Here is a 13,297-nt window from a genome sequence, read left to right on the forward strand (position 1 = left end):
TTGGTATTAGTTTACCACAAGGATAGCGATTCATCCACAAAAAGTTCCTGTTTTATGCGGAATTTTTCATATACATAGCGTTAAGTCTTACATACAGACTTTACTTTTTCAATTCACGTTGATTTTCGCTTGCCTTCCAAACAATTCCCAAACTGTTGTTCCCATTTTTATTTTTTCGCTTGACATTCTAAATGACTTGGACTATAATACAGGCAATCGAACATATGATCGTTTTTGTATCCTTCCACGGATGTACCATCCATCAATTATGATACAAAATAGACGTTTTTCAGATGTCTTATTCTGATCCAGCAGACATTTTCACTTTTTATTCTGCACAGGAACAATAAAGTTTCTAATGTGATGGATCCGCTTTCCACTTTTTTATTGATACCATATTCTGCCGCACACTTAGCCAGCAGCAATATCCTAAACAGAAACTCAAACGGAATTCAGCTTTCTCCATTTACACCTTTTACCGGACCGTCATGGAAACTGTCAAAGCGAAAAAATTCTTTTAGATCTACCCAAAAATGGAAATTCGGAAACATCACCCGTTCCCTATCTGACATTTTATAGAAAATAACTCCATGATTCTCCGAGAATTCCCGCAGCATTCCGTTACGATACACAGAAACAAACAGATATATTTTTATCGGCACCCCTGCCCGAGAACGGCTATTTTTGCAGCCATTCTGACTTCACAAAATACGTATTTATCAAAACATCCCCAATACACGGGAGCGTTTCCATAAAATTTCTCACACTCAAGAAAGCGAGGCGATTTTCATGATCACAGACCCCAAATACCTCTCCGATGCGGAAATAATTCTGTCACACCGCCATGACAACGGCGCGGATTACTGGGCCACCCCCGATGGCAGGCTGTTAAAAGGCGCGCCATTCACTACTTTAGAGAGCACACTGTATTTACTGGAACTGGGACTGTCAGCAACAGACCGCGTAATGAAAGGTACTGCCGATCTTATCTGGAAAAACTGGCGGGAGGATGGGCGGATCCGGATTTCTCCCACGGGAGGAATCTATCCCTGCCAAACGGCTCTGGCTGCCAACGTGCTCTGCCGCCTGGGCTACAGCCAGGATCCCCGAATGGCAGAAACATTTTCCCATTTCCTCCGCACACAGCAGAAAGATGGCGGCTGGATCTGCAAAAAATACAGTTATGGAAAGGGAGAAGAAACGGCTTATTCTACCCCTTACACTACTTTGGTTGTCCTGGATCTGTTTCGGCACTCCTCGTATTTCCAAGCCGGGGAATGCCTTGACAGAGCCGTTCAGTTTTTATTAGAGCATTGGACAATCCGAACTCCCATCAGCCCCTGTCACTATGGGATTGGCAGTCGATTTATGCAGATTGAATATCCTTTCCGAGGCTACAATCTTTTTTATTACGTATATGTTCTCTCCTTTTATGAACGGGCCAAAAAGGACACTCGCTTTCATCAGGCCTTTCAGGCGCTGGCACAAAAAGCAGTGGATGGGCACATCTCGGTAGAACGAGTTGTCCCAAAACTTGCGGAACTTCATTTCTGCAGAAAGGGGGAACGCAGCGAACTGGCTACCCAACGCTTTAAAGAAATTTTGCAAAACGTTGCCGGATCCAGATAGACAGGGCAGCAGTTCTCGCTTTGGTGGTTCCGATTTTCCCTCCGACATATTCCTGTTTTCTCCCTCCTGTGGCGCTGGAGCCGTCCCCCGTACCATCCACGGCTCCGGCAATCCCGCTTTCGTTTCTCCAGATATTCCTAAACGGAATATGCCACACCGTTTTCTTTGTCCTTATACCGTCCTTTTTTCACCAAGTCCCCCTGGTTTTTGCTGGGCTTTTCCATCCTGTTCTTCTTTCTCCCTGAAATTTTCCTTCTTTGCCAGCTCCTTATGTAGCCGCACCGCCATTCCCACTGCGATTAACGCAGAAACCACGTCGGCAACTGGCTGGGCATACATCACGCCCTCCAGTCCCCAAACAGCGGGAAGGACTAAAATTGCCGGGATAAAACAAATGCCCTGACGGCACGCCCCCAATAAAAAACCTGCCCGTCCCCTTCCCAAAGCCAGAAAAAGGGAAGAATACACCGTGTAGAAACCAAACAGTAAAAAAGACAGGCCATTTGCCGTAAGGGCCCGTGTTCCTACAGCCATCATTTCCACACTCCCTCCCGCAAATTTGGAAATCACCGGCCCGGAAAACAAAGCCATCCCCAAACCCGCTGCCGCACAAAACAAAGTTGACCACAAAATAGAGACCTGGATTACCTTCCGCAGACGCCGGAAGTTTCCTGCTCCATAGCTGAACCCGGCTACTGGCTGCAGCCCTTTTAAAAAGCCGAAAACCACTAAAGTCCCCATGGAAACTACCCTTGTCACTGCCCCCATCGCTGCGATGACTGCGTCTCCATAAGTTCCCGCCATGCGATTGACCAGGGCAATGGAAATACTGGTAAGAACCTGAAAAACCAATGTAGGAATACCTATTTTCAACACTTCTCCCATCATCTTCCCTGTGGGGGAAACATTCCTTATCTGAAAGGTATAGGTACTATTCCCTCTTACCATATAAATCAGATACACAAGGGTAGATACCAGCTGCGAAAAAGCGGTGGCAATGGCGGCTCCCGCCACCCCCAGTTTTAATCCATAGATCAAGACGGGATCCAAAACCGTATTTAAAAGAGCTCCGAACAGTAGAGCGCACATGGCAGTTTTCGTAGATCCTTCGCTAGCTGTCAGACTGTTCATCGTCACATTGAACACGTTAAACAGGCAGGATACCACGTAAATCCTGGCATAAACCAAAGCATACGGCATAATGGTGTCCGTAGCTCCAAGAGCCCTCAGCAGCGGCTCCAACAGAATCATGACAGGAATCATCACCATCGCTCCCAGCAGAATACTGCCATATAGAGATGTGGCTGCCACACGGTTTGCCATTTCCTTCTCTCCCTGCCCTAACAGTCTGGATAGATAGGACGCCGCCCCGTTTCCAAGCATCAGCCCAAGACCAACCACCACCTGACCCAGTGGAAATACAATGGAGATCGCCCCCATCTGCCGTTCTCCCAGTCCACCTACAAAATAAGCATCCACCAGGTTATACAAAGCGTTGATCAGCATCCCTACCATGATGGGGAGTCCCAGATCCATAAGCGCTTTAGAGACCGGGGCACTTTTTAAAAGCTCCATCCTGTTCCTTTGTTCATTCATTAGAATTCCTCCTTGCAACATTTTATAGTAATATAAATTATAGTATATTGACAAGCGAATACTACAATAATTTATAGTATATGTCAAGAGAAACCCCGCGTTTTTCATTAAGATTTGAAAATAATCCTGGGCTTAAATTACATACCAAACTTTTATTCAAAACTCCCTGTAAGAGTTCCACTGAAACATTCCGTTATTCCTGTGGATCACGGAAACATTCCGCCATTCCGTTCTTGACAAAGCCTGCAAAATCAAATACTATAAATTACAGTATTCTATTCAAATATATACTGCCGGCTGTGATTGCCGCAGAAAGACTAGTAGCTAAACGTCAAGACATAACATGAAATTTTTTAAATGAATTGCAGAAATGTATTTCAGATACATCAGCACCTTGAAAACTGCATGACAAATAGAGTGTCATTGCTGGCACTCAAGAAGGAGGGAAATCGACATGGCAACCATTGATCTGATTGTTTTGGGAATGCTGAAAAAAAAGTCCATGGGGGCTTATGACCTGCAAAAATTAGTAGAGTACCGAAATATTTCCAAATGGGTGCGAATCAGCACGCCATCCATTTACAAAAAAGTCATTCAATTAGAACAAAAAGGATTTATCCGGGCAGATATGGTTAAAGAAGGGAAAATGCCGGAAAAAGCAGTCTATTCCTTAACTGAGACAGGGGAAAAAGAGTTTGAACGGCTTATGCTGGAGCTGGCAGAAATGCCAGTACGCATCTTTTTGGATTTTAACGCGGTGATTGTAAATCTTGACAGCCTGCCCCAATCCAAGCAAGACGCCTGTCTGGAACGGATTGACGCTAATATAAAAGAACTGAACGCTTATCTGGAAAAAAATCTCCAGGAAAAAGAAACAGCTCCGGAAATTCCGGAGACCGGTATAGCGGTGCTGAAACAGCAGCTGGCACTGGCGGAGGCGATCGCGCAGTGGTTGGATACGTTTAAAACAGAGAGGTAAGCCCGGGACAGGGCATACACAAAACCATTTGCTCCGCGTACACTCTGTCCATTCAGTCTCCTAAACAGGCTCTCCTCCAGGTTCTTCCTCCATTCAGATATACATAACTTTCGTGAACAAAACCGTAAATGACAGACAGAGCAGTACCGATGCCATTTATCTTTCCTGTACCCTGTCCGCCTAAATTGAAGGACCTGGCTTTATCACCCCTCTGCCGCCATCCCGGGATGCACATACCTCCCGTTTTTCCTGGTACGTTTCCCGTATTGGATGGCCTGTTTCGGACAGCGGTTCAGGCAGCCCATGCACAGGGCACATTGCTCTTTTTTCCACTCCGGACGTCCGTCCACCAAACGGATTGCGCTCACCGGACAGATGGTCTCACAAAGGCCGCAGCCAACACAGGAAGGATCTACGGAAAAATGAGAGGTTTTTCTTCCATTTCGGTAAAGAGCCTGCATGGAGGCACTCAACGCCAGACCGCGAAAACCAGACTGATCTCCTCCATCCCGGGTTCGGATTCCAGACAGAATTTCCTCCATTCTCCCATCTGCCTTTTTCAGGATCTCTTTTACCTTCTCCTCTCCCGGCGCTCGAAACATGGGAACAAAATTATCTGGCATCACCAGAGGATAGACAGCATTCACCTGGATCCCGTTTCTCGCCGCAACAGATTTTAACTGCCGGTCTGCCGCTCCGATGCTGCTGCCGCAGGTAACCACTGCCCACACGTAGGGCGATTCCTCCGACAACTTTAACTTGGAAAGGAAATTTACTACCACTGTAGGCAATCCCCAATAATAAACTGGAAATACAAGCCCCAGAGTTTCCCCCTCTCCGAGCCGGCAGGACAGCTCCCTCTTTTTTAAGGCAACTGCCATATCCACAGTTTCCTCACCCATTTGCTCCGCAAAGAACCGGGCAGCCGCCTGGGAATTGCCCGTTCCTGTAAAATAGTAAATCATATGCCAAACCTCCGTTTTTAAATCTCCTGACTTTCTAAAAATTCCCGTACCGCCCGGTTGAACTCGAAACAGTTCTTCCTTGCTATAAAATGATCCCCTGCTACCAGAACAAGCCGTCCCCTCGGCAGGGCTGAGGCAATCTGCCTGGTGTGATCCTCCCTGATCATATCCTCCGTGCCGGCAATCACAAGCACCGGCATATGGAGATTCCCCAGTTTTTCCGGAGGAATGTGTGGCTCCTTTACCATCAGTCCCAATAACTCCCTGTTTCTGGCTGCCCTCTGAGAAAAGGCGGAAAACAGGCCCGTAATCGCATACCCCAGCTCAATGGGCCTCTGTACCGAGCGTTTCACTCCATCTGGAGACAGATTGGCTCCGTTTAAAATAAGCCGTTCCACGTAGGATGGATATTTCAGGGCAAACAAGAGGGCGATATTTCCACCATCGCTAAAGCCCAGCAAAATGGCACGGCAAATCCCCTTTTCGTCCAGAAACTCTTTCAAATCCTCCACAAAGCGCTCCAGGGAAAAGGGCCCTGTCCCCCGCGGACTTCTACCGTGTCCTCTGGTATCCAGGGCGATCACCCGGTAATCCTTTGAGAATTCTTCCAGTTGGGAGGTAAAATAAGTGCCGTCCTCCCCATTTCCATGGAGCAAAATGAGAGGCATTCCTTTGCCGCGTTCCTCATAGTAAAGCTGAATGTCCATACGCATTTCCTCCCAAATTCTTTTTTCTCCCCAGCCGCCAGAAAAATCCTCCGCACAGCAAAAGGGATACCAGAGTGGACAGGGGGACTGCCCATCCAATGGTGGTAAGCGTCACTCCCTCCAGACGGCTGAGCAGCATAGTGGCCGGAATCCGAACCAAAAATGTAGCTGTCAGACTGTGAGCCATAGCAAACGCCGCGTAACCAGAACCATTAAAGAATCCGTTCATATTAAATACAATGGCTACCAACACGCAGTCCAGGGAATATGTTTTAAGATACCCAGCTGCTGCCTCCGCTACCGCTGGATCGCTGGTAAAAAGCCCCGTAAGAAGACTGCCGTCTATCTGACAGAATACAGCCACCGCAGCCCCAAAAGCGATAGAACAGCCAATGGCCCCCAGCATACAGCTCCTAGCCCGATCTGCTCTCCCCGCCCCCAGATTCTGAGCTGCCATAGCGGCCACCGCAGCGCTGAATGCCACGGAAGGCAGCATAAGAAATTCTATCAGTTTCTCCACCACTCCTACCGCAGCCGATGCCACAAGTCCCATCCGATTGATGATCAGGGTGATAATCAGAAAGGAAATTCCCACCAGGCCGTTTTGCAACCCCACTGGTCCTCCAGTGCCCAGAATCCTTGCCGCAAACCCCGGCACAAAGCGGACGTCTCTGGCTGTGAACGGAAAGCCCAGACCTCTCCGTTTTAAAAATACAAAAGAAAACACCACACTGCACGCCTGGGCAAATACCGTGGCCGTGGCCGCTCCAGCCGCTCCCATGTGAAATCCGTCCACCAAGACCACATCCAGCACAATGTTGATCACGCAGGCCACTGCTACAAAAAGCAATGGCGTCCTGGAATCTCCCAGCCCCCGCAGCAGGCTGCTGATCACGTTATAAGTCACAATAAAAACCAGACCTCCTGTACAAATCAGCAGATACTGGCCAGTAGCTCCTACCGCCTCCGCCGGAGTGTTCATTATGGAAATAATTCCTCCCCGAAGGATCAGCAGCAGACCGGTGAGAAACACGGCGATCCCCCCGAACAGCCAAATTGCAGTTCCAACCGTCTTTGCCATATCTTCCCTGCGCCCGGCTCCGTAACAATGCCCCAAAAGCACTGTGGCTCCAGTGGAAATTCCCAACACCAGCTGGGTGACCATGGACATAACCTGGCTCCCAATGGATACTGCGGACACGTCTGATGTCCCCGCAAAATGTCCCACTACAATGAGATCCATAGCCCCATACATCACCTGCAGCAGATTTGCCAACAAGAAGGGAATAGCAAATTGTATCAGAGCCTTATACACATTTCCCTCCAACAACGCTCTTTTGTTCATTACGTCCTCCTTCGTCCGGCCCAGCTTACTGGCGACCGCTTTCATACCCCAGCTTTAACACCGCCAGCATATCCTCATCCATCTGCTCATCCCGCCTGGAATACTCTCGGATGGCGTCCAGAAGTTTCCCCTCCGGCAAAGCCCTCTCCTTCAACGTTTCCAGGCTGCGCTGCTGAAATTCTTCCACCTCCATGCCAAGCTCTGGTTTCGGCTCCGGCAGACCTGCCTGGCCGTAAGCCATTCCCACCGCGCAGGCCAGCTCCTTACCGTTGATCAGACGGGACGCCCGCTCAAATCGGGTAACTTTCGTTTTTACCGCATCTAAATATAACTCATAAACCATAACCATGACTTCCTTTCTTCCAGACGATCCGACCCCTCTCGGCCGGCTCTCCCGCCTATTATAACATGGAAACCCGCAGGTATCCACTGATATACCAGCTATTTATCCACAGGAAAAACTGTGGAACCCTGAAAAAATCAGAAGAAGATCTCATCTGAATTGAAAGAAGATTACACCCCCGCAGAGAAAAAATATGTCCATCTCCCCACCCCTGCTCCGAAACGCACCATTCCAGCCGCCATTTTCCCATGAGCAGAATTTTCCTCCGCCAAAAAGCCTTTGCTCCACAGAACACACTATTTTCATAAAAAATGTGTGCAGCAGCCTATTCTCACGCCGGAGCACGGCCGCATCAGAAACGATCTTCCTCCTTGCGGAGCGCATATCCCACTGAAGGCTTTTACGCCATAGGAACGCAGGTTTCCATGACATGAAAAGTGTGCGCTTAACGCACACTCGCGCCGGAGCACGGCTGCGTCAGCAGCCATTTTCCTTTGCGCGGAACGCGCCTCCTTACGGAGCATTTTTATTTAACAGAAAACGCAGGTTCCTGTTAAATAAAAAAAGGCCTCCAGCCGGGAATCCCAGCCGGAAACCATTTGTCTGCCACCCTGTCGTTACACCGCAGGGAAAATATTGGGCACATACACCATGTAAAGAATCATATAGAGGACAAAAATCGGAAGGCCGCATTTCAGGTATTCCTTCATAGTGTATCCTCCCTGAGCGAACACCATCGCCTGTGTGGCGGATGCCATAGGGGTAAGCACGGAACAGGTAGCCCCCATCTCCACTGCGATCAGAGCTGCCCTGGCGTCGAACCCACAGGCTACCGCCACCACGGCTCCCAGAATCCGGAATACATTCAGCGTACTGGAGTTGTTCATAAACTGTGTACAGGTAGCGGACGCCATGATCAGGATAAACGCGATCAAATAAGGATTTGTCATACCTCCGAGCACGTTATTCATAAAATCGGAAATCACTTCGTTTGCCCCGGAGGCACTGATCCCGTTTGCCAGGGCAATGGTACCGGCGTAAATGCCGATTACCTTTAAATTAATCGCCTTCATCGCCTCTTTCTCCGTTAAGATTCCGGAAAATACCATAATCAGGGCCGCGATGGCAGCGCAGGTGGAGGCGCTGACAAAATCAATGTAACTGCTGGCAATCATGGCCACAATCGCACAGATGAAAATTCCATACGTCAGTTTTTCTTTTCCAGGTGTCAGGCCTTTCTTTTCCTTCTTTCCACCTTCCGTCCCTAAGGTCATACCGCTGACGTCAATGTTGTCGTAATTGTCCGGCGCAAATTTATAGCCGATAAAAAACACAAACAGCGTGATGAGAAACACCACCGGCAGCCTGGCCGTCATAAAAGTAATCACAGTAAAAGTGGGATCACCGCCCAGGGAAACCACCATCTCGTTGCAGACACTGTAAGCCGTCAGACCAATTCCCACCGGAAGGACTGCCGCCCAAATGCTGGAGAGGTCCACTGCCGGCTTTAACAGGCGTTTTGGAGAAATCCCCGCCTTATCTGCTACGCTGAAACACACTGGCATCATAGTTGCCATAGTAGAGGATGTGTTGCTGAACATGGTCAGAAAAATAGACAGAATGCCGCAGCCCATCACCGCCCGCCTCTCACTGCTTCCTTCCGGCACAATCACAGTGGCCAGCTTGGACAGCAGCGATGTTTTCGACAGCCCCGCCGCCAGCACAAACATACTGGCAAAGAGAATTGCCGTAGAGCTGGCAAATCCGCCCCAAGCTTCTTTTGCTGATAAAATGCCGGTTACCTCCAGCACTACAATCACAGCCATGGCCACTGCCGGATAGGAAAGCTTTCCGCTGCAAAATCCGGCAATCATTAAAATTCCTACCACAAAAACGATCATTACTTCCATTGACATAAGCCTTTATCCCCCTTGTTTATACCTCTCCAAAAATAGAAATCCCTACGTGATACCATCTGTACGGCTCCGGGTTGAAGGCCCGCGCCGCGCTGCCCCGCTGTCTTAACACCTGATTCACCTGAAACATATACTCATTTAAGTCTTCCCCCGTGGCTCTGGCATTGTTATGATGCAGGGGCAGAGCCAGCTGAGCCCCAATTTTCTCAATCTGATCCGCGTACTCCTCCGGGGAATAGCTGCGGATCCGGTGACGCAGCATCATATTAGGGCGCTCCCCCTTCATATGTTCCGCGTGCTCCTCAAAATCCCGGCCGGCGCAGAAATCAATTTTAAAATTATTCAGGGTCTGAATCATAAAATTCATATTGTACATGGATCCCAGCGGCCCCGTCAGATTGGGGCAGGGCACTCCAAAGCCTTCCGAACCGCTAAAATCCTGTTCTGTCTCACTGGGCCTCTTAAACTTCCCCTCCCGAAATGCTCTGGTATCGTGGGCTCCAGGATATGTTTTCAAAATAAAATCGTCAAAGTAGTACGTATTTCCCGGATAAAGAGGATAGACCGCAGCGTAAGGGATGTCATACACTCTGGCCAGTTCATAGGCACAGTCCCCAGGCACCAGTACCCTCCCTCTGAACCGGTTCCACAGTTCTCCGGTGAGATTGGAATGATCTCCGTGAATATGGTTGAGGATGATGTAATCTGCCCCCTCAAAAGCGTCCGCGGAAAAACCGCTCTGAGCGTAAACCTCTTTCTCCATCCTCTGGCTGGGGCTTAAATCCTCCTCCTTCTTTCCTTCGTAGTGGCTCAGATCCCAGTAAAACGGGTCCGTCACAATGGTTTTTCCGTTTGGCAGCCGAATTTCATAGCACTGGACGGAAATCCAGCGAATTCCCACCGACAGGGAATCCGCTCTTTGCTCATAATCCCTCATAAATTGCCTCCTTTTTCCTGAAATTAATTCTGATTTTATTCTAATCGCCCAATAATGAAGAATCAAATTCCAATAATTTTAAAAAATAGGAATAAAAGTAATAGTCTAATGAATTATAAGAGTAACCGATAAAGAAATGTGCAAGAAATGCGTACAGCCAGCCCTGCCCCCAAACCGAATAAAGCCGCCCGGCAGCCATTTCCCCTGTGAAAAGCGCAGATCCGTCAGAGAGGGTTGTATCACTAAAAGGGTTGCATCGCTAATCTAAAATTTCTCCCCAATATAAAAAGTGCGCGTTTCAGCACACACTTGCGCCGGAGCGTGGCCCATCATCAGCCATTTTCCCATGCGCGGAGTACGCCTCCCCCCGGAACCTTTCATGTCATAGGGAACACCGTTTTTATAACAAAAAGGAGATCTGTTTCCAGATCTCCCGTATCGCCTAAAGGCTAAGCGTTTTCCGTATCAGAGCGATCAGCTCCCTCCCGATCTCCGGCAACCGGTAATTGGCCCGATATGCCACATACATCCTCTGGGGAACCGGCTGCAGCTCCTTTAATGTAAGGCAGGCAATTCCTCTGTTCATTTTGGCGGTCCCCCAGAAAATCGTATTTCCAAGCCCTGCCTCCACCGCCTTCAGACCGCTGCGCACACTGTTTACTTCCAGACGCACCTGGGGAACGGCCCCCTCTCTCTTAAAAAACTCCCTGGCAGTCTTCCCGGAGGCAGTGATGGAAGACAGCTGAATGAAAGGTTCGCTGATCCATTGATCCAGACTCACCACCGGATACGGACAGCCCTGTTCCGCCCGCCCACGTTCTGCCAGTTCGGAATCAGCCGGAACCCCTAAAACAAGGGGAACCTCCCCCACAGGGTAATAATTTAATCCCGGCCGGTAGTCTCCCGCCGTGACCAGAGCCAGATCCAGCTCGTTCTTCTCTACTTTTTCCAGCCCGGAAAAGGTGCTGCCGCTCACTACCTGCACATGAACCTCCGGATGATTCCGATAAAACGGCACCAGCACCTCCCTCACCATATCATCCTCCCGGCCCATGCTGCATCCAACGCGAATCGACCTCTCCCGGTCCTCCACAATGCTGCGGATCCCCGACTCCATCTCATCGTCCAGACGCACGATTTCCCGGCCCTTCTCCACATAAAACCGTCCCGCCTCTGTCAGATAAAGACGGTTGTTTTTCCGGAAAAAGAGCGCGATCCCCAGCTCCCGCTCCGTCCGCTGCAGAAATTTCGTCAGCGCCGACTGGGTGATGCACAGCACGTCCGCCGCCTGGGAAACGCTTTCCTGGCGGGCGATTTCTATGACGTACCTGTAGTCCTTTACATTCATTCTTTCTCCTCCCCGTCACCGCAGCGTGTCAATGGCCTCTCTCACATTCCGCACTCCAATCAGCCGGATTCCTTCCGTCCGTTTCAGCCGGTCCAAGCAGATTTGAGGCAGAATACAGGTCTCAAAGCCCAGCTTAACCGCCTCGTTTACCCGCTGTTCCGCCATGGAAACGCCGCGCACCTCCCCGGATAGTCCCACCTCCCCAAAAATCACCGTCTTTGGGTCGATGGCCCGGTCTTTCAGGCTGGAGACCAAAGACATAATGATGGCCAGATCCAGGGCCGGTTCATTCATCCGCATTCCACCGGCGATGTTGACATAGGCATCGTAGCGGGACATCTCGTAGCGGCACCGTTTTTCCAGCACAGCCATTAACAGGTTTACCCGGTTGTAATCCGTTCCTGCCGCCGTCCTCCTGGGCATTCCAAAGCTGGTGGCTGTCACCAGGGCCTGCACCTCCACGAGAATGGGCCTGGTCCCCTCCATCAGACAGGCCACTGCTGCCCCGGAGGCGTCCTCCGGCCGGCCGGAGAGAAGAAACTCCGAGGGATTTTGTACCTCCTGCAGTCCTTTTTCCTCCATCTCGAACACGCCGATCTCATTGGTGGAGCCAAAGCGGTTTTTCACTGCCCGCAGAATTCGGTAGGTATCGCTGCGGTCCCCCTCAAAATAGAGCACCGTATCCACCATATGCTCCAGCACTCTGGGCCCGGCCACCATGCCCTCCTTTGTCACGTGGCCCACAATAAACACGGCAATCCCCTGGCTTTTGGCAATCTGCATCAGAAGGTTGGTGGACTCCCGCACCTGGCTCACGCTCCCTGGGGCGGAACTGATCTCCTCCCGGAACATAGTCTGAATGGAGTCAATGACCGCCACATCCGGCTTTTCCTCCTCCAGCACCTCCTGGATCACATCCAGATTCGTCTCGCACAAGAAGGATAACTCCCCTGTCACCTGACCGATTCGAGCGGCCCGCAGCTTGATCTGCTTTAGAGATTCCTCGCCGGAGATATAGAGCACCTTTTTCCCGGACTGCGCCAAATTCCGGCACACCTGCAAAAGAAGGGTGGACTTTCCGATGCCGGGATCGCCTCCCACTAACACCAGGGAGCCGCCCACAATCCCGCTGCCAAGCACCCGATCCAGCTCCCCGAATCCGGTGCCGATCCTGTCGTTTTCCTCCACGGAAATTTCCTCCAGACGGGCCGGTTTCACCCGTCCAGGACGGCCCGTCGCTCCCATCCTGGCACTGATCCCAGGGCCTCTGCCCGCTGCCGCCTTCCGCTCCGCCGGTTCCTCCACAAAGGTATTCCACTCCTTGCAGCCGGGACACTGCCCCATCCATTTTGCCGATTCATACCCGCATTCCTTACAAAAAAATACCGTCTTTGCCTTCGCCATAGCTCCTCCTCGCTGCTATATTCATAAAACAGATGGACAGGGCATCCGCCGCCCTGCCGTCATCCCTGGAGAATCTTCCCTCCCGTTTGGAAAAATGCGCGCAGCAGTCCACACTCGCGCCGGAGCGC

11 protein-coding genes are annotated in these 13,297 nt (G+C 50.4%); 2 read left to right on the forward strand and 9 right to left on the reverse strand.

Translation table 11 applies throughout. The annotated features are described in order from the left end of the window. Nucleotides 1-789: 789 nt before the first annotated feature. Nucleotides 790-1,629 carry a prenyltransferase/squalene oxidase repeat-containing protein gene (locus B5E84_RS12285; protein WP_087223167.1) on the forward strand — a complete coding sequence of 280 codons (840 nt, stop codon included), beginning with the start codon at nt 790-792 and terminating at the stop codon, nt 1,627-1,629. Nucleotides 1,630-1,800: 171 nt separating this feature from the next. Here B5E84_RS12285 and B5E84_RS12290 read toward each other — a convergent pair whose 3' ends face one another. Next, entirely contained in the window at nt 1,801-3,225 is a 1,425-nt protein-coding gene (locus tag B5E84_RS12290) for an MATE family efflux transporter (RefSeq protein ID WP_087223169.1), read from the reverse strand. A gap of 454 nt (nt 3,226-3,679) precedes the next feature. Here B5E84_RS12290 and B5E84_RS12295 point away from each other — a divergent pair, with 454 nt between their 5' ends. Next, complete coding sequence (locus B5E84_RS12295; protein WP_087223171.1) at nt 3,680-4,204, forward strand: PadR family transcriptional regulator; 525 nt, start codon at nt 3,680-3,682, stop codon at nt 4,202-4,204. A gap of 203 nt (nt 4,205-4,407) precedes the next feature. Here B5E84_RS12295 and B5E84_RS12300 read toward each other — a convergent pair whose 3' ends face one another. The 8 genes from B5E84_RS12300 to radA form a co-directional block, all read right to left on the reverse strand. Continuing rightward, nucleotides 4,408-5,169, reverse strand: coding sequence for an EFR1 family ferrodoxin (locus B5E84_RS12300; protein WP_087223173.1), 762 nt, complete (start codon nt 5,167-5,169; stop codon nt 4,408-4,410). 17 nt (nt 5,170-5,186) lie between these two features. After that, nucleotides 5,187-5,876, reverse strand: coding sequence for an alpha/beta fold hydrolase (locus tag B5E84_RS12305; RefSeq protein WP_087223175.1), 690 nt, complete (start codon nt 5,874-5,876; stop codon nt 5,187-5,189). Beyond that, nucleotides 5,854-7,221 (reverse strand): MATE family efflux transporter, encoded by a 1,368-nt coding sequence (locus B5E84_RS12310; protein WP_087223279.1) that lies wholly within the window; start codon nt 7,219-7,221, stop codon nt 5,854-5,856. The genes B5E84_RS12305 and B5E84_RS12310 overlap by 23 nt, the downstream gene beginning before the upstream one ends. A 25-nt stretch (nt 7,222-7,246) precedes the next feature. Then, the gene (locus B5E84_RS12315) at nt 7,247-7,564 is read right to left on the reverse strand and encodes a DUF3837 family protein (RefSeq protein WP_162612860.1); all 318 of its coding nucleotides are present in this window, start codon (nt 7,562-7,564) and stop codon (nt 7,247-7,249) included. Nucleotides 7,565-8,181: 617 nt separating this feature from the next. Next, nucleotides 8,182-9,480: an SLC13 family permease gene (locus B5E84_RS12325; RefSeq protein WP_087223182.1), complete on the reverse strand. Its 1,299-nt coding sequence runs from the start codon at nt 9,478-9,480 to the stop codon at nt 8,182-8,184. Between the two features lie 19 nt (nt 9,481-9,499). After that, on the reverse strand, nt 9,500-10,417 hold the full coding sequence (locus B5E84_RS12330; protein WP_087223184.1) for an MBL fold metallo-hydrolase: 918 nt from the start codon (nt 10,415-10,417) through the stop codon (nt 9,500-9,502). Between the two features lie 442 nt (nt 10,418-10,859). Next, nucleotides 10,860-11,765 (reverse strand): LysR family transcriptional regulator, encoded by a 906-nt coding sequence (locus tag B5E84_RS12335; RefSeq protein ID WP_087223186.1) that lies wholly within the window; start codon nt 11,763-11,765, stop codon nt 10,860-10,862. Nucleotides 11,766-11,780: 15 nt separating this feature from the next. Next, nucleotides 11,781-13,169 carry a DNA repair protein RadA gene (radA, locus tag B5E84_RS12340; protein ID WP_087223188.1) on the reverse strand — a complete coding sequence of 463 codons (1,389 nt, stop codon included), beginning with the start codon at nt 13,167-13,169 and terminating at the stop codon, nt 11,781-11,783. Nucleotides 13,170-13,297 lie beyond the last annotated feature (128 nt).

The sequence above is a fragment of the Lachnoclostridium sp. An14 genome (genome assembly GCF_002160755.1).
In the GTDB taxonomy this organism is placed as follows: Bacteria; Bacillota; Clostridia; order Lachnospirales; family Lachnospiraceae; genus Lachnoclostridium_A.

Bases quoted from the DNA above. Each gene is read 5' to 3' on its own strand.
- B5E84_RS12285 (WP_087223167.1), top strand. From the start codon at position 790: ATGATCACAGACCCCAAATACCTCTCCGATGCGGAAATAATTCTGTCA.
- B5E84_RS12290 (WP_087223169.1), bottom strand. From the start codon at position 3,225: ATGAATGAACAAAGGAACAGGATGGAGCTTTTAAAAAGTGCCCCGGTC.
- B5E84_RS12295 (WP_087223171.1), top strand. From the start codon at position 3,680: ATGGCAACCATTGATCTGATTGTTTTGGGAATGCTGAAAAAAAAGTCC.
- B5E84_RS12300 (WP_087223173.1), bottom strand. From the start codon at position 5,169: ATGATTTACTATTTTACAGGAACGGGCAATTCCCAGGCGGCTGCCCGG.
- B5E84_RS12305 (WP_087223175.1), bottom strand. From the start codon at position 5,876: ATGGACATTCAGCTTTACTATGAGGAACGCGGCAAAGGAATGCCTCTC.
- B5E84_RS12310 (WP_087223279.1), bottom strand. From the start codon at position 7,221: ATGAACAAAAGAGCGTTGTTGGAGGGAAATGTGTATAAGGCTCTGATA.
- B5E84_RS12315 (WP_162612860.1), bottom strand. From the start codon at position 7,564: ATGGTTTATGAGTTATATTTAGATGCGGTAAAAACGAAAGTTACCCGA.
- B5E84_RS12325 (WP_087223182.1), bottom strand. From the start codon at position 9,480: ATGTCAATGGAAGTAATGATCGTTTTTGTGGTAGGAATTTTAATGATT.
- B5E84_RS12330 (WP_087223184.1), bottom strand. From the start codon at position 10,417: ATGAGGGATTATGAGCAAAGAGCGGATTCCCTGTCGGTGGGAATTCGC.
- B5E84_RS12335 (WP_087223186.1), bottom strand. From the start codon at position 11,765: ATGAATGTAAAGGACTACAGGTACGTCATAGAAATCGCCCGCCAGGAA.
- radA (WP_087223188.1), bottom strand. From the start codon at position 13,169: ATGGCGAAGGCAAAGACGGTATTTTTTTGTAAGGAATGCGGGTATGAA.